We start from the raw sequence: 24,261 nt of genomic DNA, 5'->3' as shown, positions 1-24,261 counted from the left end.
ATTTAGATTAATATTGATTCATTCATTTTGTTCGTCTTGATACTAAAAATTGCAATTATTATACAAAAATATCGTACTTTACATTAATATTTAAGAAATGTGTAAACGTTAGGATGAGGATGAAATCATACAACATTAGAAGGTGTTTGCGCGCTTAAATAAACAGAATTAATCATTCCCCCTACGTGTTTGCGACTATGAAGATCTGTTTGAAACGGAAATGGCCGGTTTTTGTGCTATTTGTTGCGCTGTTTTTTATTTCCTTCGCCGGTTATACACAGATCAACATTGGTGCCGTAAATGCAGGTCCTTTCACCCCCGGAAGCACTATAGCAGTTCCATTCAGCATTGCCAACGGTTGTACGCAACAAGGCAATACGTTTCAACTTTACTTATCTGACCAGAATGGAGACTTTAGTACAGAAAAGTTAATCGGCACTTACTCGGGATTTTATAGTACTTATGTAAATGGGATCATCCCAGCTACAGGAGTGGTACCGGGAATAGGGTATAAGGTAAGGGTAAAAACCACACAACCCGTTTCAGTCAGCAATGCATCTTCGGCCTTTGAAATAAAAGCCGGACCTTCGGTACAAGCCAGGTTGGTAACCTCGTATCTTAATTCCTCAAATAATGAAACCTTTGGCACTTGTGTAAGCAGACCTAATAATTCATTTATCATCAGTAATGAATCTACGGCAACAGCAGCAGTTACAGCGGCTATTAAAAATGAATCATCTGGAAGTACATCAAGCCTCACTTTTACTAATCCCAATCAAACTTTTACGGCTGATCAGACCCACTATACCATTATTGCCACAGCGATTATGCCAAATGGTACAATCGGAACCAAAGCTTATTTGCTGGTGAATAACAGAACCATTACCGCATTTGGTACTTCTGGTAATAACATTGTATGCCTGCCCCTAGGCGCGTTAGAATTCAACGTGGATTATACTTCTCCGGCAGGTATTCAGAACAACTTTCCAGGTAACCGTTATACCATTAGCTGGGGAGACGGAAGCCAAACGGTTTATACCTTATGCGATATTATTAATAATTCAGGAAAAGTAACACATCCATATACCAGGTCATCATGCGGTAGCAATTCGGTAACCAGTGCAGGTACCATTTACAATGCATTTCCTGTGACCATAAATGTATCAAATGATTTTTGCGGTACCGTAGGAACACCGGTTTCTTCATCGGCGAAGGTAGTGGTTAAACCCATGAATGCCTTCACGTATCAAACGCCATCCTGTACCAATACGGATGTCACATTTTACAATACATCTATTTTAGGGGAAAATCCGGATACCAATACGCCGGCCTGTGCACCCAACAATGTTACCTATAACTGGTTTGTGGATGGGGCAATTGAACAAGCTAACAAGCCACGTTCATACAATCTTATTACCAGATTTTTAACACATGGCGTGCATACTATTCGCCTGGAATCAAACAGTTCAGGCGCTTGTAACGCCGATCCTGTAGAGATGCAGATTTGTATTCAGGATCCCCCGAAACCAGCATTTTCACTGCCGCAAACCACCATCTGCGCAGGGACTACCTTAACCGCTACCGATTTATCTGTACTGGATAATATTTGTGAAGCGGCCAATACCTACTCTTGGAATGTTTCTCCTGCTGTAACGTATGCGAATGGAACCAATGCATCAAGCAAAGAACCTGCATTTATATTTACGAATCCGGGTATTTATACCATTACTTTAAATATTTCTACCCCATCATGTGGCTTAGTGGCGTCTGCCCCGCAAACGGTTATTGTTAACGAGTTACCAACAGCCACACTTTCTCCTGATATTACCCTTTGTAATCTGACAACGTATGATTTTAATAATACCACCACCGGACCAACGCGTACATTAATTTCGGGAACTTATCAGGACCTGGCAGATACCTATACCTGGACAGTTACACCTACCGGATCTGGAACATACAGCTTTACCAATGGAACAACAGCAAATTCCAAATATCCTTCCATAAAATTTGATAATTATGATGAGTACAATATTACCGTTACCCACAAAAATAACTGCGGAACAGTATCCAAAACACAAAAATTAACCTTCAGTACTGCACCAGTGATTAATGCAGGAGAAGATCAAAGTTTATGTTTTACGGGCACCAGTTTTAATCTGGCTGGAACCATTTCGGGTACCGTAAGTACCCAGACATGGATAGGTGGTCTAGGCGCATTTACACCAAGCCGAAATGACCTGAATGCAGTGTATACTCCAACGGCAGCAGAGAAAGCCAATGGCACCGTAAACTTAATCTTAAGAGCAACCACTACACTGGCACCACCCTGTAACCAGATTGAGGATGAAATCGTATTAAGGATAAAACCTGATATTAGCGTAAACAGTGCAGCAAGAAAATCTATCTGTACAGGAAAAAATGTTGATTATACCCCAACAGGATTAGTTAGCGGTACCACATTTAACTGGACGGCTACCGGATCTGCTAATGTAACCGGAGTTACGGCATCCGGAACAGGTATGATCAATGATGTACTGGTGAATAATGATCCGGTTTCTAACGGAACAGTAACGTATATCATTACACCCCAAAAGGATGGTTGTGATGGCGCTCCATTTAACTTTGTGGTTACTGTTACCCCAAATCCTGACGTGGTCGCTACAGCCGCCAATCAAACCATTTGTAGCAGCACATCTTCTGCCATCACCTTAACTTCGGCATTGACCAATGTTAATTATACTTATACCAGCGCAGCAACAGGTACCATTACTGGAAACAGCAACCGTCCTGTTGCCACTGCGGCAACTCAGATTAATGATATTTTAATCAATACCGGAACCACTACCGAAACAGTAACCTATACGATTACTCCGGTTTCTTCAGGCGGTTGTACCGGAGCATCAACATCTATTACCGTTACAGTTTTACCAACGCCCACATTAGCCAGTGCCGGGCCGGACGAATCCATTTGTAATGCTTCAACCTATACCTTAAAAGGAAATGTTCCGGTGGTGGGAACGGGCAAGTGGACTGTGGTTTCTGCGCCGACAACCATTACTTTTGATGATGATACTAAGAACAATGCAGTAATTTCTGATTTAGTTGGCGGCAACAGTTATACTTTACGTTGGACCATCAGTGATCAGAATTGCAGCAATAGCAGTGATGATGTAGTGATCAGGGTAAATCTCCCAAGTGTTGGTGGTACAACCGGTAATGACTTAACATTGTGCGCCGGTGCAAATAATGGTGCAATTGCTTTAACAGGTCAGGTTGGCGATATCTTAAGATGGGAAATGTCTATAGATAATGGTGTGACATGGGCAGGCTTAAGCTCAAGGGCAAATCCATATGTTTTTTCAAACCTCACGGTAACCACCAAATTCAGGGCAATCGTTCAGAGTTTTCCTTGCTCAGAAGCGCAATCATCAGTAACTACTATTACCATTAATCCAGCAACTGTAGTTTCAAATGCGGGTGCAAACCAGAGCTTATGTAGTGGCAATACCATTATCTTAAGCGGAAATGATCCATCACCTAATACTGGTTTATGGACACTGGTTTCCGGGCAAAGTGATGTGGTGATTGCTGATCCAACCTTGTTTAATACCCCTGTAACAGGATTAGTGCCCGGACAAACTTACCGGTTCAGTTGGGCCATCTCCGGATTTACAGGTTGTCCGCCATCAGTATCAGAAACAACAGTTACCTATTTTCTACCTGTAACCAATAGTGTTTCTACGTCTGCTATCCCTGTTTGCTATGGGCAGAGTACAACGATCACCGGAAGTACGCCGACCGGAGGAAATGGTACATATAGCTATCAATGGCAAAGCAGTATTGACGGGAATACATGGTCAAATATATCTGCTGCAACCAGTAAAGACCTAACTTTAACTGTAACAGCTTCTGCTTTCTACCGCAGATTAGTTAACAGCAATATCTGTACATCAGAAAGCAATAGCGTTGAGGTGGTTGTTTTACCTGCATTAACCAATAATACGATTACTGCAGATCAGACCATTTGTATAGGCGCTGCAGCAGCGCCGCTAACTGGTTCTGTGCCGGGTGGCGGAAACGGAACTTACACTTACCAATGGCAAACCAGTTTAAACGGAACGACCTGGACGGATGTGTCTGGCGCAACTGACATCAATTTTGCACCTCCTGTACCTACAGCAACAATCTATTACAGGCGAGCTGTGGTTAGTGGCTCTTGTTCTGCAATCATCAGTAATCAGGTTAAAATTACAGTAAATCTACCTGCAAAGGCAGCGTTTACTTATACTATTGATAAAGGCTGTGTTCCTTTTGAATTGAGTACAGCCAACATTACTGCAATCGCTTATCCGGATCGGAATGCTACTTATACCTGGTTTGCCAACAATGGGCAAATTGGTACAGGTATTAATTTTCCAGGTTATACCATTACAGGTGAAAATCAATCTGTAGTGATTAAGTTGGTCGTCACTAGCAGTTTAGGCTGTAACAGTGATGAGTTTTCTCATACTTTTTCAACCCGGCAAGATGTTACAGCAGCTTATACGCAAAGCGTTACAGAAGGGTGTGGCCCACTTAATGTGCGGTTTACGAATACTTCAAATTCATTAACTGCAGCAACTTTTAGATGGGATTTCGGTAACGGAACGACTTCTAATCTGGTTCAACCTGAAGATGTAGTTTACCCTGCCGATTTAAATGGGAGAGATATCACTTATACGGTAACAATGGAAGCGACTACACCTTGTGGCGTGAGCAGACAAACCTCTACGGTTTTAGTGAAAGCAGCACCGATATCAGTTTTTTCTCCTGATAAAACAGCGGGATGTTCACCCTTTACGGTTACTTTCAGCAACACTTCGTTAGGAAATAACAGTAGCTATACCTATGATTTTGGCGATGGAACAACACTTACAAAAACGGATAAAAGTAATGTATCACACACCTACAACACCATCGTTGTAACAAACTATGTGGTGAAAATGACTGCTACTAACGAATGCGGTACCAATGAATCTTCCTACAACATTAATGTGGCACCAAATGATATTACGGCAGAAATGGTGGTCAATAGTAGTCAGCTGCGGGGTTGCGCACCTTTAAAAGTTGATTTCTTTAATAATACCAAAGGTGCCAATACCTTTGTGTATGACTTTGGAGATGGAAGTACGGTAGTGAGAAATGTTGCTCCAGAAGTCGTTTCGCATACCTTTACAACAGCCGGAAAATATAGGGTTACACTTTATGCTTCCAATGATTGCTCAAGTGCCTCAACCGTTGAAGAAATTGAAGTGTTGGCTCAGCCCGAGCTCAGTTTTACTGCTGATAAAACCAGTGGCTGTGATGGCTTAACCGTGAATTTTAAGAACAACAGTAAAAATGCCATAGGCTACCTTTGGGATTTTGGAGATGGAACAACCTCAACGGCTTTTGAACCCAGTCATACTTTTACCGGAGCAGGTAGAAATTTTATTGTAAGCTTAACCGCAACCAACATTTTGGGCTGTACCAATACCATTACCCTGGCTTCGCCGATTAGCGTGGTGGCACCTCCGGTTGCCGGCTTCGCCGTTTCACCTGGCAATGAAATATCAATCCCGAATTATTCCTTTGGTTTTAAAGATACGAGCACCGGATCAGTAAGCTGGGAATGGACATTTGGAGATGGTGCTGTTTCAACACTGCAAAATCCAAATCATACTTATGGCAATGAAGGTACTTATACCGTTACGTTAAAAGTGCTTAATAAGGAAGGCTGCAGCTCTACCACGGTGCAGTCGGTTAGGATCATTGGTGTGCCCGGGTATTTAAATGTTCCAAATTCATTTATGCCGGCAAGCGCGAAAAATGAAATCAGGGTTTTCAAAGCAAAGGGCCGTGGGATTAAGGAATGGACCATGTCTGTCTTTAATAAATGGGGGCAGCTTCTATGGGAAAGCTCGAAGCTGGACGATGGCGCACCCTTGGAAGGGTGGGACGGAACGTATAACGGAAAAGAGCAGCCACAGGGTGTTTATTACTGGAAGATAGAGGTTAAGTTCATTAATGGCACCGAATGGAAAGGGATGACATATGATTCATCATCCCCAAGGAAAACAGGAGTAATATATTTAATAAGATAATGATGAGGAGGATGAAATTATGTTTGCTGGCTTTACTACTGCCGCTGATTTCGGTAGGGCAGGATCATATTTACTCGCAGTTTTATAATGCACCGATTTATTTAAATCCGGCATTAACCGGTCAGTTTGAAGGCGACATCAGGTTTAATGCACTTTACAGAAACCAATGGACAGGTTTGGCAAGTGATTTTTCATACATGAGTGCATCGGCCGATTTAAATCTGCACCGCATGAACAGTGGAATTGGATTAATTTTTAACCGGAGCAGTGAAGGAACAGCTTATCTGGTTAAAAATAATGTAGCCGCCAGCTATTCTTATATTATTGGTGGCGATGATTTTACGCTTTCATTTGGTTTGCAGGCTGGTGTAACCAACCAAAAATTAAACTGGGATAAACTGGTTTTTGGTGATCAGATTGATATCAATGCAGGTTATATTCCCGGAAGTGTATCTGGTGCAGAAAGGCCGGCTATTGATAGCCGCTTTTACCTGGATGCCAATGCGGGTACCAATTTGGTTTATGGTAAGTTTATGGTAGGTGTAGCTGCACATCATTTAAATCGGCCTGATGAGTCTCTATCTGGTTTCCAGGCGAAATTGCCCATGCGTATTTCCGCTAACTTAAGTTATAAACTCAGCCTTATTCCAGATCAGTATGACCGGGATGGAAGCTACCTGATCCCGTCAGTGGTGGTTTATCGACAGGGAAACGTAAACTCCTTCAGTATCGGCACACAATACAAATATGCGGGTGTCAACGCAGGGATCTGGTACCGAAATGATGGAAATTCAAATGGAAACGATGCAATTGTTTTTTCAGTCATTTTCGATATTTTCAACAGAAGAACCAATGGCGAAAAGTTTAGGTTAGGAATCAGTCACGATGCAACCACTTCTAAAATCAATTATTCCAATACCGGCGGAACGTCTGAAATAGGTGTGGGATATGAAAAATATTTCCCAAATAGTTCTAGTGGTGGCCGTGCCAATGGCTTAAGATGTTACGATTTTTATTAATTTGCTTCCATTAATTTAGGGCAATGAATGAAATTTTAGATAACAGCCATTTTATTACACAAAGTGAAGTCAATAAATTCCTGCTGGCTACATTATTATGCGGTTTAATAGGCGCCGAGCGTGAATACAGAAGCAAATCTGCCGGATTAAAAACCATGATGATGATTGGCTTGGGTGCCACATTATTTACGATCTTATCTATTAAAATCGGACCTGCAAGCCAGGATCGCATTGCTTCGAATATTGTTACGGGTATTGGTTTCCTGGGCGCAGGTGTAATTTTTAAGGAAGAAAACCGGGTTAAAGGTTTAACAACTGCCTGTATCATTTGGATCGTTGCCGCCATTGGGATGGCTGTTGGTTCCGGATATTACGAGCAGGCCATCGGTGTTACCGGTGTGGTGCTGCTGGCCTTGATTATTTTTCCTTTTGTTGAAGAAATAGGCGATCGTCGTTTTACCAAGAGGGTCTATCGCATTGTCAAAAAACAACATACGCATGGTGATTTAGAAAGTTATGAGGAGGTTTTTCGGGAAAATAAGTTAAAGCCTCAACGAGGCAAACACCAATTGGTTAATCATGTCATCACCGGAAACTGGACCGCAACCGGAACACCACAAAACCACCAACGGTTTGTGGAACAAATGTTAAAGGATAAGGAAATTCTGGAGTTTGATTATTAGGTTAATCAGCATCAATAGCCCTCTAAAAGGCAAAATTAAAACTTTGATTATATTTTACCTTAACTGGTACGCCACGCTCTTTACCAGGCTCCCATTTTGAGGAGTATTTTAAGACCCTTATGGCTTCCTCGTCTAATGATCTATCTACAGATTTCTCAATAACAATGTCAGTAATTTTCCCTGTAACGTCTACAACAAAACTGGTTTTAACAGTTCCTCTTATTCCGTTTCGGTATGCATCCTGAGGATATTTTGTTGTTGTTGCGATAAAGTTATTCCAGGATTTGATTCCGCCTCTGTATTCCGGAGCCTGCAGCGGCGAAGTGTAGGAATATGTTTTTCCATCTTTTAAGCTTTCTCCGGAGATGAATTTGTTTCCATCATAAACTTCTTTAAATGTTAAGTCCATTCGGGTATCATAGCCTGTCCATACTCCATTTTTCATGCCATTCAAATAATCACCTTCCTCACCCTTTTCAAATTCTTTATACTTATCAACTACTTTTAAATGGCCTTTTCCGTTTTCAATATTAACTTTTCCTGAAGAGTCAGCATCAAATATTATTTTGAAACTGGTACCAAGAATGAGATCTGCCAAAGAAGAATTTATTCCCAACATCTGATTTGGCCGCGCTTCAATAGGAATGTATTCCGTTTCCCTGTAGAGTTTGCCATTACTATGATAATATAGCGAACTGCCAGAAGGCATTCCGTTTTTATAGTTAACTATTTCGGATCTTCTTCCTAAAGAATCATAACCAATTACGTGACCTTCGTAAATTAAGTTTGGCTCAAAAGCTGATAAATAACCGAGCTTTTTCCTTTTACCATTATTATAAAACTCGAAAAGCTTGAAGCGGGTATCAGCAGAATCAGGTTCCTCGATAATTCTGACAAAATCAGCTTTATCCTTTGTTTGAACTTGTTCGTCATTGTTTTTTAAATAATAAATATTTTGAGCTTTCTGGGCCTGTACCGAAGTAACAATTAATAAGCTAAACAATATTAAAAAGCGTAATTTCATAGATCAAAGTTAATCAGATTTAAGAATTAAATATGTCTGTTATATTATGTTTTGATTATTATTTCTTTACAGTTTCAATAAAACAATCATAGCTTTGTATAACTAACTTTTTTCATGATAAAAGAGCAAATCTCCGTTTTTGATATTTTTAAAATAGGCATTGGTCCGTCAAGTTCACACACACTTGGGCCATGGCGTGCTGCACAACAATTTACGGCATCGCTAAATCAACAAGGTCTAATCGATCGGGTAGAAACGATTAAAATACTCCTTTATGGATCACTGGCTAAAACAGGTAAAGGCCATGGAACGGATGTGGCAGTCTTACTCGGATTATCAGGTGCTGATCCGGTTACTTTTGACGTGGATGCAGTTACACCCACATTTGAAGCCATTCAAAAAGATAAAAAGCTTAAGCTTGCCGGAGATTTAGAAATTGATTTCGACTATGAAAATGATCTGCTTTTTCTTTTTGCAGAAAGTCTTCCCTTTCATCCGAATGCAGTTACTTTTCAGGCCTTTTTATCAACTGGGAAAGCTTTTTCCGAAACATATTATTCTATTGGTGGAGGTTTTGTTGTGAAGGAAGGTGAAGACAACAGTCAGAAGCCACAGGTTGATTTACCTTTTCCAATAGAAAAAGCGAAAGAACTTTTACACTGGTGTTTGTCAACAGGGTTGAAGGTGAGTGAAATTGTATTGGAAAATGAACTGGCCTGGCGACCTGAAGCCGAAACTAAAATGCGGATGCTGCAGCACTTTGCCGTAATGAGGGATTGCATTTACCGGGGTTGCCATACTACCGGATTTTTACCCGGAGGCTTGGATGTTGCCCGCAGGGCGTTCCCGCTAAATAAACGATTGATCGGTAAAAGTGATTATCAGGACTATACCTCATGGGTAGAAGCCATCAGAAAGGGTGGGAATGGATTTAATTATATTTTGGATTGGGTAAGCTGCTTTGCATTGGCTGTAAATGAGGAAAATGCTTCTTTCGGGCGTGTGGTAACAGCACCTACAAATGGAGCTGCGGGTGTAATTCCTGCAGTGCTTCAATACTTTATTACCTTTTGCGATGGTTATGCAGAAGATAAGATTATTCAGTTTATTGCCTGTGCATCAGAAATAGGCAGTATTTTTAAAAAAGGTGCTACCATCTCAGCAGCAATGGGTGGATGTCAGGCCGAAATCGGAGTTTCGTCTGCTATGGCGGCTGCGGCATTAACAGAGTGTTTAGGTGGCTCTCAGCGACAGGTTTTAATGGCTGCAGAGATCGCTATGGAGCATCATTTAGGCTTAACCTGCGATCCTATTGGCGGTTTGGTTCAAATTCCATGCATTGAAAGAAACACCATGGGGGCTATCAAAGCCATCACCGCAAGTCAGCTGGCGTTACAAAGCAATCCTGATAAGGCAAAAGTTAGTCTGGATGCTGTAGTCAATACGATGTGGGAAACAGCCCTGGATATGAATGCAAAATACAAGGAAACATCCGATGGAGGCTTGGCAACAAACATCCCAATCAGCTTGCCGGAATGTTAATTCAACATTGTTGCATTTGAATGACTTTATTTATCGATTTATTAAAAACTTTCTGATTGTAAATCGGCAACAATTTTTACATTCGCTAAATTTTAATAATTATTCATAAAAATGATCAAATACACCAAACTATTTTTGATTGGTTTGGCATTATCGTTATCAACATTGGTAACTTTTGGCCAAGACAATCTGGTTAATTCTTTAAAAAATAACCAAAGCGATAACAGCAAGGATGCTTTTAAATTTACCGAAGTTATCAATTTAGCAAATACGCCAGTTCAAAATCAAGGTTCATCCGGTACTTGCTGGAGCTATTCTACAAATTCATTTATTGAATCTGAAATGATTAAGGCAGGCAAACAACCTGTTCAGTTATCACAAATTTTTACTGCCCGAAATGCTTATGTAGAAAAAGGGATTAATTATGTACGCATGCACGGCGCTGTTAACTTAGGTGATGGTGGTGCATTACACGATGTAATTAATATGTACAGAAAATATGGTGCGGTTCCGCAAGATGTTTACACGGGCTTAAACTATGGTACTAAAACCAATAAAACTGCAGAGCTTGGCGATATCGAGAAAGGCGTTTTAGAGGCTGTGGTTAAAAATGCCAATGGCGAACTGACCCCAAACTGGTTAAAGGCATATTCTGGCGTTATTGATGCTTATTTAGGAGCTGTACCCGAAAACTTCACATTTAAAGGAAAGAAATATACGCCTAAAACTTTTGCTAATGAAGTTGTAGGAATTAATCCCGATCATTACGTAGAATTATCTTCTTTTAATGATCATCCTTTCTACAGCAAGTTTACTTTGCTGGTTCCAGATAACTGGTCATTCGATCAGGTTTATAATATTAAAGTGAATGAAATCACTGAAATTATTGATAACGCTTTGAAAAATGGATTTACAGTTGCCTGGGCTACAGATGTAAGCGAGAAATCTTTCAGTTATAAAAATGGTGTAGCTTTCGTTCCTGAAATTCCATTTAATGATATGTCATTGAAACAAAAAGCAGATATGTTTAATGGCCCTCAGCCAGAAATGGAAATCACGCAGGAAAACCGTCAGGCTGCATTTGATAATTATCAGACCACTGATGATCATGGCATGCACATTGTTGGTTTGGCTAAAGATCAAAATGGTAAAGAATATTATATTGTTAAAAACTCTTGGGGCGTTACCAACGATTATAAAGGTTATTTATACGTAACAAAGAACTACGTAAAATATAAAACAACTGCGTTTTTATTAAATAAAGCTGGTATTCCTTCAGCAATCTCTAAGAAATTAGGATTGTAATTCGTTCAAAATATTTGAGAGCCGCAGAAGAAATTTTGCGGCTTTTTTTGCTTTACTTATAAGCAATTTTATTTAAAATTTTGTCAAAAGAGCTTTTATGACCTGTTCAGATTTACCTTTTGAAAAGCCAAAGCATTATCTCTTTGTTCTACTTTTATCAGTCTAATCAATTTCCATAAGGCTGAAAATAGAGCCAGTCTCATGTTATAACGCTTAAAACAAGCCAAATTGCGTTAACACAAACCACCAGATGGCTGTTGTAATAAACGACAGTAAAATGCCCAAGCCCACAACTAAATTAGAAAGCTTCGGATTTAAATTATACTGATCGGCTACAACGCCAGCGGTTAATAAAGTTGGCATGGCCATTTCGAAAATAGTTATTTTAGTAATTATTCCATTCATGCCCAAGAGCAATGCGATCATTAAAATGGCAAGTGGTGCTAAAATTAATTTAAACAACAAAGCAAAGCTGATATGTTTAATCTCTCCAAACCATCCGCCAAATTTCAACTGTAAACCGATAGAGAATAAAGCCAAAGGACCAACTGTTCCTGCCAGTTTATCAAATAATACGTCCAGCGCAGATAAATCAATATATCGTGGAACAGTCAGTGCCAGTATACAGCCAATTAACGGCGGAAAGGTTAATACCTTTTTCAAAACTAATTTTACATTTAGCTTTTGCTGTTGCGAAGAACGGATGGCTACAATTATCCCGATGGTTGATAAAAGCGTAAAGGTTACCTGGTCGCAAATGATGGCTATAGCCAGCTCCTTTTCACTGAAATAGGCAATAATCAAGGGAAAACCAACAAATGATGTATTGCTTAATGAACTAATTAGCTTCAAACCGCCAGATGTGGCTTTACTGATATTTCTAAACTGGCTGTAAAGTGTAATAAAAAGCCAGCCAAACATCCATACCACAACAGGGGCGAGAGCAGGGAAAAGTAAATCTTTAGTCCAGGTGATATGTGGTAAATATTTGAAAGATACCGCAGGTAGTGCAACGTAAATTATCCAGGCATTAATGCCTTTATGTGCATCTTTAGGTAAAGTTTTGCTTTTTCTAAAAAAGATTCCGGCTAAAATGCAGATGCCGATAAGGATAAAGTTTGCCATTTAAGAAAACAAAGATAGGCGTAAAATGAAAAACACCAATAAGAATCTTACTGGTGTTTTAATTTATGAAGCAGGATTACTCGGCTTAGGTTTCTTTTTATGCCATACCTTTTTCTTCGCATTGTTATTTCTGGCATGTTGCGGTTTCTTCTCTTCCACGTGCGTAATTTCCATGGAAGCAATATGTTCCGGCAGGGGCATTCTGGGAACTGCTTTTTCAATCAGTTTTTCAATGTTTTCGAATTTCCGTTTATCCCGTACGTTTACCAGTGTAATTGCAGTTCCTTTAGTCGCAGCCCTTGCTGTTCTACCGATTCTGTGTACATAATCTGCCGGATCACCAGGTACATCATAATTAATCACCAGATCAACACCTTCCACATCAATTCCACGAGATAAGACATCTGTTCCGATAATGATGGGAAGCCTTCTGTTTTTAAAAGCTAATAAAATATCTTCACGCTCTTTCTGACCTAAATCAGAGTGGAATGCATCTGCTTTAATACTTAAGCTTTTAAATGTTTTATACAAGGCTTTAACCTTCTCTTTGGTGGATGCAAAAATAATAGCGCTTTTGTATTTTCCGTCTTTGAAGAGGTCAGTTAATAGCGCCTGCTTTTGCTGATCATGAATATTATAGGCCTGTTGATCAATCCCCTCTGCCGGCTTTGCAATAGAAATGGTAATTTGCTGCGGCTCATTCAGAATACTTCCGGCCATTTTTCTGATCTTCGGCGCCATGGTGGCCGAAAATAAAAGGGTTTGTCTTTTCTTTGGCAGGTAGCTTACAATGCGCATAATGTCATCATAAAACCCCATGTCTAACATTCGATCTGCTTCGTCCAATATCAAATGCTGCAAATGTTCAAGCTTTAAAACGCCTGAAGACAAATGAGCCATTAAACGACCAGGAGTTGCGATAATGATGTCTACACCATCCCGCATCGAACGTTTTTGCTGCTCGTATGCAATGCCATCACCGCCACCGTATACAGCAAGCGAACTGATATTGGTAAAATAAGCCAAGGCTTCAACCTGTAAATCAATCTGTTGTGCAAGTTCTCGGGTAGGGGCTAAAATCAGGGTATTATTATGTCTGTCAGCAGCACGACTAATTTTATCCATCACCGGCAATAAATAACTGGCCGTTTTTCCAGTTCCGGTTTGTGCACAGGCAATCAGATCATGATTGTCTAAAATTACCGGAATGGCTTGCTCCTGTATTGGTGTGGCGCTTTTATACCCCATCGCCATCAGGCCCTCGTATAAATCAGGGCCAAAGTTAAAATCGTTAAAATTCAATCTGTTGTATTTATTTCTTTTAGCAAAAGTACCTCAAATTAAGGCGAATAGCAAACTGCATTTAACATCAGATCAGATTTGGAATTTGAAACCTGTATTCAGGTTATGTAAAGATGTGTTAAATTGTGAATGGCGCTTTTTTAGAAGATAAAAAAAACCTCATTAAAGTAAAACTGAATCAAAAATTATGATTAACCTTTTCTCCAGGAGCTGCACCTGTTTTTATATTCTTCTTTAAACTTCGCACGTTCTTCCTCATTCATGTTTTGCCATTTTGAACGCAATTTAGAGGCATTTTCGCGGAAACGGTTCCTGCCTCCTTTATTAAAATTACCGAAAAGCAACCTGCATAATACCAGAAGACCTAAAGCCTGCCAGAAATTCAACCGGCCGGCATGGGCAACTTCAGGTAAAATCCAGTTCCACAAAGACATTACAGTATAACCTATCGCTGTTCCGATAAGGGCTACAACAGGTAAAAAGAAAATGAATTTTTTGACTTTACTATATTTTCTGTGTCTCATATTAATAGTTTATAAATTCCTGATATAAATTTTGCAAACGGTTACGTAAATGTTTCACTGCATATCCTTTCCGGGATATAAGCGTTTTGATATTTTCGCCTGTTTCATCTGCCAGTTCCCGGAAACTACGTTCTTCCAGTTCATTTTGAATAAATACATATTGCTGGTTAGCAGGTAGCTCTTCAAGTGCCATAAATAACTGTTCCCAGAATAACTTTTTTAATCCTTCTTGTTCGGGGGCATAAGGTTCTGCCAGCAAAATCTCCCTGAAATTAAATCCGCCGTCTTCATCCTCACCTATAAAATCGTCAAGAGAGGCTTCTTTTTGCTTGCGGTACCGATCGGTAATCTTATTCCGGGCAACACGATACAGCCAGCCACTAATTTGTTCAATGGCACCAAGTTCAGGCTGACTGCTGAGCTGATACCATACATCCTGCAAAATATCTTCCGCATCTTCATCTGTATTTACCCGCCCGCGGATGAAGCTGAACAGGCGCTTGCCATAATAGGCAACAGTAGAAATGATATTTTGAGATTCGTTTTTCGGCACCACTAATTTTGCATTATAAACCGGTAAACGGATGGAGCTCCGGAATACTTTAAATTTATTCAGTTTTTTATAAGGGATAAGGTCAAAAACGGCTGAAAACAAAAAAGCCTTCCTTTAAGGGGAAAGCTTTGGCCAAATAAATTAGTCTGGTTTATTTTTTAGTGGTATCAGCAGGTTTTGCTGGTGCTGTATTGTTCAGGTTACTACCAATCGGAGATGGAGATGGTGTTTTGTCTAAACGATCCTGTATTGCTGAATTTCCTACCGCAGTAGCACCGCCGCCACTTTTAGAAACAGTGGTAATGGCTAATGTTAAAATTACGATTGCGGCAAGCAAAACCCATGATCCTTTTTCCAGAACATCACCTGTACGTTGCACGCCAAACATGTTGCTGGTACCTCCGCCGCTGGCTAAACCCCCGCCTTTAGGGTTTTGTATCAATACAAATAAGCCTAAAGCTATACATACAACAATTAATAAAATAATTAAAAAGGTTATCATGGTAATATTATATTTTAAAATTTCTTTTCTATAGATTGAATAAGGTCGGCAAAGTAACCACTTTTTTCTGGATATTTCAAACTTAATTTTTTATAAGTATCTATGGCTTTGTGATAAAGCATTTGTTCTATATAAATTTTAGCTAAAGTTTCAGAAACCAGGTCGTAATGATCTTCTGCACTCTTCTTCGCCTTATTTTCATTGTCAATTTGTTCAGGTTTCGGAGGCTTTATCGTTGGGTCTTCTTTTAAGAATTTTTCTATAATTTCTGCTCCTTTTGCATCCTTTACGTCAGCTGATGGATATTCTGCCAGATGATCTGCAACTTCAAATGGTGTTTGAATATGAAAAATATGCTCCACATATTGTTGCTGAAATTCGGCAGCATCTTTTTGCTGAGCAGGTTGTTGTTTAACAACAGCTGGTTTTGGCTGAACATAAGGCTGAAAAATCTGCTCATGTTCCTTACGGGTTTTGGATAACCACCATAAAAAAGTATAGGGCAGTTGATCATCGTCATATCTCGAAACAAAATTAATTTCATGATGATCCGGAACAACGGTTTCTATTTCAGGAGCTGTGCTGACTACATCAGTACTCATACTTTGCTCAAAGGCAAAGAAGTCAGTAGTCGCTATGCTTTCAATAAACAGATCCTCTTCAGCAAGATTCTGGTTTGCCTTCGCTACATCCCCGGCTGTTTCAGTAGCATCTTTGTGGTCGTTTAAAATTTCTTCAGGTACTTCATTTTCAGATTGAGCAACAACTTCCGGTATCTCATTCTCTGGCTGTATTTCCTCATTCAGGTATTCATCCTGAACAGAAACCATATTTAAAATATGAAATAAAGCATTTCCATGGCTATATAAGGCTGCCTTTGAAATGAAGGATGCATCAGCTTTTGCCAGTAGCAGGTGAATGGGTTGTGCGTATGGAAATTGTACTGCCAGCTCCTGAAGCATGGGCACATGCTCCGGGCCAACCTTTCCGGGTTGGGCAAGTAAATTTACCAATAGCTGTTGATGATCCATTCTTGAGGTTTGTCGCTAAGTTAAAAAATGTAAGCGGTTTTTAGAAAGTTTTGTGTGTGAACAGGTTCAAATGAAATTACCATTGTGCAAAAGCGCGGTTAAAAATATCTTCTGTCAGCTGTTTATTGATGTTCTCTATGGCTCCGGGTAAGGCCGCCTGTATGGAAGCGCCATTAAGTGGAAAGTCGAAATGTTTTGTGAAGCTCTCCTCAAAGCTTTCTTTTTCTTTTCCGGCCGTATTGTTGGTGTATTTTACGGCCACGGTAATGGTTAGTCTGTTTGCGCCAGCCGTGGGTGTTGAGCTCGACTGTAAAGCCACTGGCTTAATATCGTAACCCGTAATTCTGCCCTCAAATACGGCATCTCCCTCTGTTGTAGATATACTTAAGTTGGTTTGGTTCCTGATCCTCGTTTTTAATGATTCTGTAAACTGATTGCTCAAGGTAGGTACAACCAAAGGTGCATTGTTTTCAAAAACCTTCACCACAACGGTTTTTAAACCCACTGTAGAAGCGCCATTGAACTTGTAAGCGCATGCCGTAAGTACGGCGATTAAAAGAAGTGCAGATATTTTAATTTTCATTTAAGTTGGATGAGGTGATGCTTACCGTTTAATGTCGGCTAGATTAAGTTTCTTCGAAGGATTATAAATTTAACTCCTTAATTTTCCGGTACAGTGTTCGCTCTGAAATACCAAGTTCCTGGGCGGCAAATTTCCGTTTGCCTTTGTGTTTTTTCAATGCCTTTTTAATCAGATCGGATTCTTTATCAATTAAAGATAAGGATTCTTCAATTTCTTCAGCATCATGGGCATAGTAATCTCCATTATTTGGATTATTCCCATTGTTTGGTGTAGGTTGCTGAATGGTAAAGGTATGTTCCTGTCCACCCGGCAATTCAACATCGCGGTATAATTGATTAATGTATTGAGGATTATCGGCCAAAACGCTGGCTGTATTCCCGCCGTGCTGGATAATTTCGGCAACGAGCTTCTTCAGTTCAACCATGTCCTTTTTCATGTCAAATAAAACTTTATACAGGATATCTCTTTCCGTAAAGTCTTCTTTTGATTGTGAATTAATCGCCATGGGCAGGTTGCTGCCAGACTCATTCGGAATGTAGTTCAGGATGGCGGCACCGGTAACATTTCTGTCTTTTTCGAGCACACAAACTTGTTCGGCAATATTTTTAAGCTGACGAACATTCCCCGGCCAGCTGTAATTGGTCAGAATCTGTATGGCATCAGGCTCCAGATGCAGCGAAGGACTGCGGTATTTGTCACTAAAATCTGCCGAGAATTTTCTAAACAGTAAATAAATATCTTCTTTTCGCTCCTGTAAAGCCGGAATCCGTAGTGGAACGGTATTTAACCTGTAATATAAATCTTCCCTGAACTTCCCGTTTTTTACGCGGTTGTATACATCAACATTAGTTGCCGCGATAATGCGGACATCTGTTTTCTGAACTTTAGATGAACCAACCCTTAAATATTCACCACTTTCGAGTATCCTGAGCAAACGCGCCTGGGTTCCCAAGGGTAACTCGGCCACCTCATCTAAAAAGATGGTTCCGCCATTGGCCACTTCAAAATATCCTTTTCTGGCCTCATGGGCACCGGTGAACGACCCCTTCTCATGTCCGAAAAGTTCAGAATCAATGGTTCCTTCAGGGATGGCACCGCAGTTTACGGCAATAAATGAGCCGTGCTTCCGTGCACTCATCTGATGGATAATCTGTGAAAAAACTTCTTTACCACTTCCGCTTTCACCTGTAATTAAAACCGACATATCTGTTGGTGCAACCTGGCTGGCTATATCTATGGCACGATTAAGTAGGGGCGAATTGCCAATAATCCCGAATCGTTGTTTAATATTTTGTGTATCCATTCTTTATTGTTAAAAGTTGAATGTAAAGGTTAAAAGTCATGGGTTATAACTAACCATGTAACTTTTAACCCATAACCCGTAACTTTTTTATATTGAAAGTTAAAGGTTAAAAGTCATGTATGATACAGCTTGTCCTGTAATATTTAACCGTAACCTTTAATCTCTCTTTAAACTATTTTTCCAATCAGTGTAGCTGAAGTGCATCTTTCTATATACACGTTAGCGTATTGTCCTGGTTTTACGCTATCAATAGCCGGGAAAATGGCCATTGCGCCACTGTCGCCACGACCACAATAATCCTGATCTGATTTTTTTGAAGTACCTTCTATTAATACACGGACAGTTTTGCCTACCCATTCCTGTAAACGCATTAATGAATGTGCCTGTTGCTTGGCTAATATTTCGGCCAGACGACGTTTTTTAACCTCCTCAGGAATGTCATCCTCCAGCTTACGGGCTGCCAGTGTTCCCGGTCTTTCCGAATAAGTAAAGTTATAGGCAAAATCGTATTGAACATAATCCATGATGCTTAACGTTTCCTCGTGTTCGGCTTCGGTTTCCGTACAGAAACCTGCAATGATATCAGTTGAGATTGCACAGCCTGGAATAATTCTTCTGATGGCATCTATGCGATTGATATACCATTCACGCGTATAAGTACGGTTCATCAATTCTAAAACGCGGCTATTGCCGGATTGAACCGGTAAATGAATGTAGTTACAAATATTATCGTATTTAGCGATGGTTTCCAAAACTTCATCAGTGATATCCTTCGGGTGAGAAGTAGAAAAACGAACCCTCAAATCCGGGTGAACTAAAGCTGTTTGCTCCAGTAAATTTGCGAAGTTTACGGTTTCAGCACCGTCTGCCGAAGTCCAGGTGTATGAATCTACGTTTTGCCCCAAAAGTGTTACCTCACGGTAACCGGCTTCAAACAGCGATTTTGCCTCTTCAATAATGGAATGTGCATCACGGCTGCGCTCACGGCCACGTGTAAAAGGCACTACGCAGAAAGAACACATGTTGTTACAGCCACGCGTAATGGAAATAAACGCAGTAATTCCGTTGCTGTTTAAACGAACCGGACTAATATCCGCATAAGTTTCTTCACGGGATAACAATACATTTACTGCCTTATGGCCGCTTTCTACCTGTTCAATTAAATTCGGTAAATCCCTGTAGGCATCCGGGCCAACCACCACATCCACCAGTTTTTCCTCTTCGAGGAATTTAGATTTCAGGCGTTCTGCCATACAGCCTAAAACACCAACAATCAGTTTAGGATTACGGCGTTTTTCGACACCAAACTGTGATAAACGATTGCGCACCCTGGTTTCTGCATTTTCACGGATGGAACAGGTATTGATAAAAATCACATCTGCCTGATGATAATCACCGGTGGTTTCAAATCCTGTTTCTGAAAGAATAGAAGCTACAATTTCACTATCGGCAAAATTCATGGCGCAACCATAACTTTCAATGTATAATTTACGTGCGTCGGCTTTAACGGGTGTATCTAAAATTAGTGCTTCACCTTGTCTGGCCTCATCATGCGTTTTATCCTGTACTTGTAAATCAATCATTCTTTAAAAAGATTTTGGGATTGCAAAAATACACAAATTAAATTAAAAGTGACAAATTGGCACATTTAGTTTAAATGTTTACAGTTTGATTATAACTGTAAAATTTGCTTCGTCAGGAAGAGACTTTTATACTGAAAATTATTTAACTGCCTTTGTGTAAGGTAAATGCAAAGGTAGTTCCAATTCCAGGCGTGCTTCTTACGGATATGGTTTGCTGGTGAGCCTCTAAAATATGTTTTACAATGGCTAAACCTAAACCGGTTCCGCCTACTTCTCTGGCCCGATGTGTATCAATGCGATAGAAACGCTCAAAAAGTCTGGCCAGGTGCTTTTCTTCAATCCCGATTCCATTGTCGGTCACTTCAATAAGAAACTGATCGTGAAGTTCAAATATTTTAATGGCCGTTTCTCCGTTTTCAACACCATATTTAATGCTGTTTACAATCAGGTTTATCAACACCTGGCGGATTTTTTCACGGTCTGCATGAACGAAGGTAACGGCCGTATATTTATCCTTGAAAAATAGTTTGATGTTTTTGGATTTTGCACGGTCATCCAGATTTTCCATCACTTCTTTGGCCAGCAACACAAAATCAAATTTCTGATAATTAATTGGAGATTCGCCGGTTTCAAGTTTGGCAATGGCATCCAGGTCATTGATCAGGTAACTTAACCGCTCTACATTATTTTCTGCTTTTTTGAGGAATTTCATGGCCATTTCAGGGTCGTCAGTAATGCAATCCTGTAAGGTTTCAATATAGCCCTGAATGGCAAAAAGCGGTGTTTTAAATTCGTGCGAAACGTTCGACAGGAATTCGCGGCGAAACTGCTCCTGTTTTTTTAGTAAATCAATTTCTTTTTTCTTTGCGCCAGCCCATTCCTTCACTTCGTGTTCCACATCATTAATCGGGTCTGAACTAACATATTCACCCAATGCATCTTTTAGGTCTTTTCCAAGTTTTAGGTTGTGGATTAGCTTATAAATGAGCTTTATTTTGTTATAAATGTATTTTTCTAACAGGTAATAAAAAACAAGAAAGCTGCTTAGAAAAGAAACGCCAAAGGAAATTCCAAAGTAGTACCAGCTGCGTTCAAAATAAAAATTGACCATGCCAATGGAAAGCGCAACAGCAAGTGCTGTAATTAGAACCAGTACACTTAATTTCATGGTGCAATTTAGTGGTTTTATGTTAAACGGGTGTTAAGCCAGCTGCTTTTCGGTTAAATACTTCCAATATCTTTTGGGTACATGTTGTAGGTGTAATTTAGTGTTTTTCCGTGCGACAATATTGGCACTTTTAAAATAGTCTTTCCATAAAATAGCGTAAAGTTCTTCTTTTTCATCCATTAATGCAGGGGAAGGGTTTGGGGTTTTTGCACCATCAGAAAAATTGATGGTTACTTCTTCAACTGCATTTAAATCGTAATGAAGGCCATATTTTCGTTTCAAATCGTAAATAATCCACTGCTGATCGGCATAGCGATTTTTAAAATGATTCGAAATCAGGGGCAAAACATTAAAATCAGGATCAATTGATGTGTAAAACATGCCGTCAGCCGTTTTTTGAAACCTGATAAAGGCTTCCATCCGGTGCTTTTCCCTTTCCACGCTTTTAGCGTATTTGGATAAAGCAATTACATGATCATTCCCGAAATTAGCTGATGCACCATCTGCGCTTTCAAAAATGTACAGGGCAAACTGAAAAAGATGATTATAGGCCTCGGGAATTTCAGATAAATAGCTACAATAAAAAGTTCTCTGCCAGTCTTTCTTCAGTTTTTTTTGAAGGCCTTTCCATACGCGATCTGCTTTCTCTTCATTGGTGATCACCTCAAACGATTTCGTAAAGGCATCGGGCTGAAAAATATCGCTCAATTGTAACTTGATATGCCCGGGTTTCCGTTCAAACCATTCGAACACTGCGGTTAGCAAACCGGAAAGGGAGCCATCGAAGGTGTAAATCATAGTCTATTTAATTCACTAAAATAAAATGAGCTGATTGTTATCTGTTTTGAGGTATTTGCTTTGACTATCGGCCATGATAAAGGCCTTGATCTGCGTGCCCTGATAATCTTTTAATTGATAAGGACTATCTGCACAAGTTATAAAATGCTTAGCCCTGTTATACGCCACGCCTATTTTCTTCAGCTGATCAATTCTTAATTTCCCGAACTTTCTGGCCTGTACAATTTTTTTCGCTGACATGACACCAATACCCGGAATCCGGAGGATCATCCTGTAATCTGCCTTATTGATATCTACCGGGAAATGCTGCATATTTCTGATGGCCCAGCTGAGTTTTGGGTCAATGTCTACGTCCAGATTTGGGTTGGCATCATTTAGAATCTCCTGAACTTTAAAGCCATAAAACCGCATCAGCCAATCAGTTTGGTATAACCTGTTTTCCCTGAGCAAGGGTGGCTGGGTTCCTAAAACAGGCATCCTGCTGTCATTGCTAATGGGCACATAGCCAGAATAATAAACCCTTTTTAAAGAGAAATTTTTGTAAAAAGCATTAGCCGTATACATAATGTCTTTATCACTTTCAGGCGTGGCACCAATCACCATTTGCGTACTCTGGCCTGCGGGAACAAATTTAGGTACATGCTTAATTAATTTTTTATCTTCAGCAAACTGAACAATATTTTGCTGTACAAATCCCAAAGGTTTGATCACATCCGCATGGCTCTTTTCGGGTGCTAAAAGCTTCAACCCTGCTTCGGTAGGCATTTCCAAATTGATACTCATGCGATCGGCATATAGGCCGGCTTCCTTTATCAATTCATCACTGGCCCCTGGAATGGTCTTTAAATGAATATAACCATTGTAACGTTGCTCTAAACGAAGTTTTTTGCAAACCAACAGTAACCGCTCCATGGTAAAATCTGCATTTTTAAAAATACCTGAACTCAGAAATAAACCTTCGATATAATTTCTGCGGTAAAAGTTCATGGTTAAATCCACCACTTCATCTACAGTAAAAGCAGCTCGCTTAATGTCATTGCTCTTTCTCGAAACACAAAATAAACAATCATAGATACAGTGATTGGTTAACAGGATTTTTAAAAGAGAAACGCAACGCCCGTCTTCTGTATAGGTATGACAAATACCTGAAGTATGACTGTTACCAATACCTTTATTGTCATTTTTACGGGTGCCTCCGCTTGATGAACACGAAACATCATACTTTGCCGCATCGGCCAGGATATTTAACTTTTCACGAATTCGGTCAGACATAGCTTTTTATTTACTAACAAATATAGCGATAAAGCTAATTTTATTAGCAATTTGAATAACTAAGCTTACTCTGTTGTGGAATAAAAGAAAAGAAATTGAAGTTGTGAATTAATTGCCTTCCCATTCGCTGTAAAATTGATCCAGGTAATCCAACATAAACTGATGTCTTTTCGCTGCGATTTTTTTACCTGCCGCTGTATTCATCCTCTCTTTCAAAAGCAAAAGCTTTTCATAGAAATGATTGATGGTTGGCGCGGTGGTATTTTTATAGCTTTCTTTTGAAAGATGTTCTTCCGGTTTAATGGAAGGATCATACAACACGCGGTTTTTGAAGCCCCCATAGGTAAATGCCCTGGCAATACCGATAGCACCAATGGCATCCAGACGATCTGCATCCTGCACAATTTGCATTTCTTTGGAAGTAAAACTGTTGTCGTCGAAACTGTTTTTAAAAGACATGTGCTGAATAATCATTTTAACATGCTGTACCACCTCTTCTTCAACAGCTATGGATTGTAAAAAGGATTGCGCCAAGTTTGGACCTAAATTTTCATCGCCATTGTTAAATTTTGGATCAGCAATGTCATGTAAAAGCGCAGCCAGGGCAATAACCAGCTCATTTCCTTTTTCTTCCTGATTGATATTTAAAGCTGTTTTAAACACACGCTCAATGTGAAACCAATCGTGGCCAGCCTCTGCATTTTTTAAGGTTTGCTTAACAAATGTTATTGTTTTTTGAATGGGGTCCTGCATCATTAAAGTTTACCACAAAGATATTGGAAATAGATGCACGGAGAAAGAAATGATATTAACAACGGT

At 39.8% G+C, this 24,261-nt stretch carries 19 protein-coding genes; 5 read left to right on the top strand and 14 right to left on the bottom strand.

Annotated elements, in window-relative coordinates:
• Window positions 1–209: 209 nt before the first annotated feature.
• Genes OQX64_RS14640 through OQX64_RS14630 form a run of 3 tightly spaced genes read left to right on the top strand, consistent with a single transcriptional unit; the run spans window position 210 to window position 7,827 of the window.
• Complete coding sequence (locus OQX64_RS14640) at window positions 210–6,125, top strand: PKD domain-containing protein (protein WP_265819313.1); 5,916 nt, start codon at window positions 210–212, stop codon at window positions 6,123–6,125.
• 11 nt (window positions 6,126–6,136) lie between these two features.
• Window positions 6,137–7,144, top strand: coding sequence for a PorP/SprF family type IX secretion system membrane protein (locus OQX64_RS14635; protein ID WP_253248954.1), 1,008 nt, complete (start codon window positions 6,137–6,139; stop codon window positions 7,142–7,144).
• 23 nt (window positions 7,145–7,167) lie between these two features.
• Window positions 7,168–7,827 carry an MgtC/SapB family protein gene (locus tag OQX64_RS14630; RefSeq protein WP_088299866.1) on the top strand — a complete coding sequence of 220 codons (660 nt, stop codon included), beginning with the start codon at window positions 7,168–7,170 and terminating at the stop codon, window positions 7,825–7,827.
• 22 nt (window positions 7,828–7,849) lie between these two features.
• On the opposite strand, the gene OQX64_RS14625 is transcribed toward OQX64_RS14630, so the two are convergent.
• A complete protein-coding gene (locus tag OQX64_RS14625; RefSeq protein WP_265819312.1) occupies window positions 7,850–8,851 on the bottom strand; it encodes an energy transducer TonB in 1,002 nt (333 codons plus the stop codon).
• Window positions 8,852–8,965: 114 nt separating this feature from the next.
• On the opposite strand from OQX64_RS14625, the gene OQX64_RS14620 reads away from it, so the two are divergent.
• Entirely contained in the window at window positions 8,966–10,393 is a 1,428-nt protein-coding gene (locus OQX64_RS14620) for an L-serine ammonia-lyase (protein WP_265819311.1), read from the top strand.
• 111 nt (window positions 10,394–10,504) lie between these two features.
• Window positions 10,505–11,698 (top strand): aminopeptidase C, encoded by a 1,194-nt coding sequence (locus OQX64_RS14615; RefSeq protein ID WP_265819310.1) that lies wholly within the window; start codon window positions 10,505–10,507, stop codon window positions 11,696–11,698.
• Window positions 11,699–11,911: 213 nt separating this feature from the next.
• Here the strand turns inward: OQX64_RS14615 and OQX64_RS14610 are convergent, their stop codons facing one another.
• The 13 genes from OQX64_RS14610 to OQX64_RS14550 form a co-directional block, all read right to left on the bottom strand.
• Window positions 11,912–12,823 (bottom strand): AEC family transporter, encoded by a 912-nt coding sequence (locus OQX64_RS14610; protein ID WP_265819309.1) that lies wholly within the window; start codon window positions 12,821–12,823, stop codon window positions 11,912–11,914.
• Between the two features lie 63 nt (window positions 12,824–12,886).
• Window positions 12,887–14,125, bottom strand: a complete 1,239-nt coding sequence (locus tag OQX64_RS14605) for a DEAD/DEAH box helicase (protein ID WP_265819308.1) — start codon at window positions 14,123–14,125, stop codon at window positions 12,887–12,889.
• A gap of 191 nt (window positions 14,126–14,316) precedes the next feature.
• Entirely contained in the window at window positions 14,317–14,649 is a 333-nt protein-coding gene (locus OQX64_RS14600; protein WP_216359184.1) for a hypothetical protein, read from the bottom strand.
• Window position 14,650: 1 nt separating this feature from the next.
• Window positions 14,651–15,304: an RNA polymerase sigma factor gene (locus OQX64_RS14595; protein WP_265819307.1), complete on the bottom strand. Its 654-nt coding sequence runs from the start codon at window positions 15,302–15,304 to the stop codon at window positions 14,651–14,653.
• Window positions 15,305–15,353: 49 nt separating this feature from the next.
• A complete protein-coding gene (secG, locus tag OQX64_RS14590) occupies window positions 15,354–15,704 on the bottom strand; it encodes a preprotein translocase subunit SecG (protein ID WP_088299861.1) in 351 nt (116 codons plus the stop codon).
• Window positions 15,705–15,718: 14 nt separating this feature from the next.
• Window positions 15,719–16,735, bottom strand: a complete 1,017-nt coding sequence (locus OQX64_RS14585; RefSeq protein ID WP_265819306.1) for a hypothetical protein — start codon at window positions 16,733–16,735, stop codon at window positions 15,719–15,721.
• A 76-nt stretch (window positions 16,736–16,811) separates the two neighbouring features.
• A complete protein-coding gene (locus tag OQX64_RS14580) occupies window positions 16,812–17,318 on the bottom strand; it encodes an LptE family protein (RefSeq protein ID WP_265819305.1) in 507 nt (168 codons plus the stop codon).
• 61 nt (window positions 17,319–17,379) lie between these two features.
• A complete protein-coding gene (locus OQX64_RS14575; RefSeq protein WP_088299858.1) occupies window positions 17,380–18,621 on the bottom strand; it encodes a sigma-54 interaction domain-containing protein in 1,242 nt (413 codons plus the stop codon).
• Window positions 18,622–18,788: 167 nt separating this feature from the next.
• Window positions 18,789–20,204 (bottom strand): tRNA (N6-isopentenyl adenosine(37)-C2)-methylthiotransferase MiaB, encoded by a 1,416-nt coding sequence (gene miaB / locus OQX64_RS14570; RefSeq protein ID WP_265819304.1) that lies wholly within the window; start codon window positions 20,202–20,204, stop codon window positions 18,789–18,791.
• Window positions 20,205–20,346: 142 nt separating this feature from the next.
• Window positions 20,347–21,372 carry a sensor histidine kinase gene (locus OQX64_RS14565; RefSeq protein ID WP_088299856.1) on the bottom strand — a complete coding sequence of 342 codons (1,026 nt, stop codon included), beginning with the start codon at window positions 21,370–21,372 and terminating at the stop codon, window positions 20,347–20,349.
• Between the two features lie 33 nt (window positions 21,373–21,405).
• Window positions 21,406–22,170, bottom strand: coding sequence for a TIGR03915 family putative DNA repair protein (locus OQX64_RS14560; protein ID WP_265819303.1), 765 nt, complete (start codon window positions 22,168–22,170; stop codon window positions 21,406–21,408).
• A 15-nt stretch (window positions 22,171–22,185) separates the two neighbouring features.
• Window positions 22,186–23,442, bottom strand: coding sequence for a putative DNA modification/repair radical SAM protein (locus tag OQX64_RS14555; RefSeq protein ID WP_265819302.1), 1,257 nt, complete (start codon window positions 23,440–23,442; stop codon window positions 22,186–22,188).
• Between the two features lie 108 nt (window positions 23,443–23,550).
• Window positions 23,551–24,195 carry an HD domain-containing protein gene (locus OQX64_RS14550; RefSeq protein ID WP_265819628.1) on the bottom strand — a complete coding sequence of 215 codons (645 nt, stop codon included), beginning with the start codon at window positions 24,193–24,195 and terminating at the stop codon, window positions 23,551–23,553.
• Window positions 24,196–24,261 lie beyond the last annotated feature (66 nt).

Source organism: Pedobacter sp. GR22-10 (genome assembly GCF_026239715.1).
Classification (GTDB): domain Bacteria; phylum Bacteroidota; class Bacteroidia; order Sphingobacteriales; family Sphingobacteriaceae; genus Pedobacter.
This window is presented reverse-complemented; position numbering and strand designations above follow the sequence as displayed.

Coding starts and splice junctions, on each gene's coding strand:
- OQX64_RS14585 (WP_265819306.1), bottom strand. CDS start 16,735: ATGGATCATCAACAGCTATTGGTAAATTTACTTGCCCAACCCGGAAAG.
- OQX64_RS14560 (WP_265819303.1), bottom strand. CDS start 22,170: ATGATTTACACCTTCGATGGCTCCCTTTCCGGTTTGCTAACCGCAGTG.
- OQX64_RS14565 (WP_088299856.1), bottom strand. CDS start 21,372: ATGAAATTAAGTGTACTGGTTCTAATTACAGCACTTGCTGTTGCGCTT.
- OQX64_RS14550 (WP_265819628.1), bottom strand. CDS start 24,195: ATGCAGGACCCCATTCAAAAAACAATAACATTTGTTAAGCAAACCTTA.
- OQX64_RS14625 (WP_265819312.1), bottom strand. CDS start 8,851: ATGAAATTACGCTTTTTAATATTGTTTAGCTTATTAATTGTTACTTCG.
- OQX64_RS14630 (WP_088299866.1), top strand. CDS start 7,168: ATGAATGAAATTTTAGATAACAGCCATTTTATTACACAAAGTGAAGTC.
- miaB (WP_265819304.1), bottom strand. CDS start 20,204: ATGATTGATTTACAAGTACAGGATAAAACGCATGATGAGGCCAGACAA.
- OQX64_RS14615 (WP_265819310.1), top strand. CDS start 10,505: ATGATCAAATACACCAAACTATTTTTGATTGGTTTGGCATTATCGTTA.
- OQX64_RS14575 (WP_088299858.1), bottom strand. CDS start 18,621: ATGGATACACAAAATATTAAACAACGATTCGGGATTATTGGCAATTCG.
- OQX64_RS14580 (WP_265819305.1), bottom strand. CDS start 17,318: ATGAAAATTAAAATATCTGCACTTCTTTTAATCGCCGTACTTACGGCA.
- secG (WP_088299861.1), bottom strand. CDS start 15,704: ATGATAACCTTTTTAATTATTTTATTAATTGTTGTATGTATAGCTTTA.
- OQX64_RS14620 (WP_265819311.1), top strand. CDS start 8,966: ATGATAAAAGAGCAAATCTCCGTTTTTGATATTTTTAAAATAGGCATT.
- OQX64_RS14555 (WP_265819302.1), bottom strand. CDS start 23,442: ATGTCTGACCGAATTCGTGAAAAGTTAAATATCCTGGCCGATGCGGCA.
- OQX64_RS14600 (WP_216359184.1), bottom strand. CDS start 14,649: ATGAGACACAGAAAATATAGTAAAGTCAAAAAATTCATTTTCTTTTTA.
- OQX64_RS14635 (WP_253248954.1), top strand. CDS start 6,137: ATGAAATTATGTTTGCTGGCTTTACTACTGCCGCTGATTTCGGTAGGG.
- OQX64_RS14610 (WP_265819309.1), bottom strand. CDS start 12,823: ATGGCAAACTTTATCCTTATCGGCATCTGCATTTTAGCCGGAATCTTT.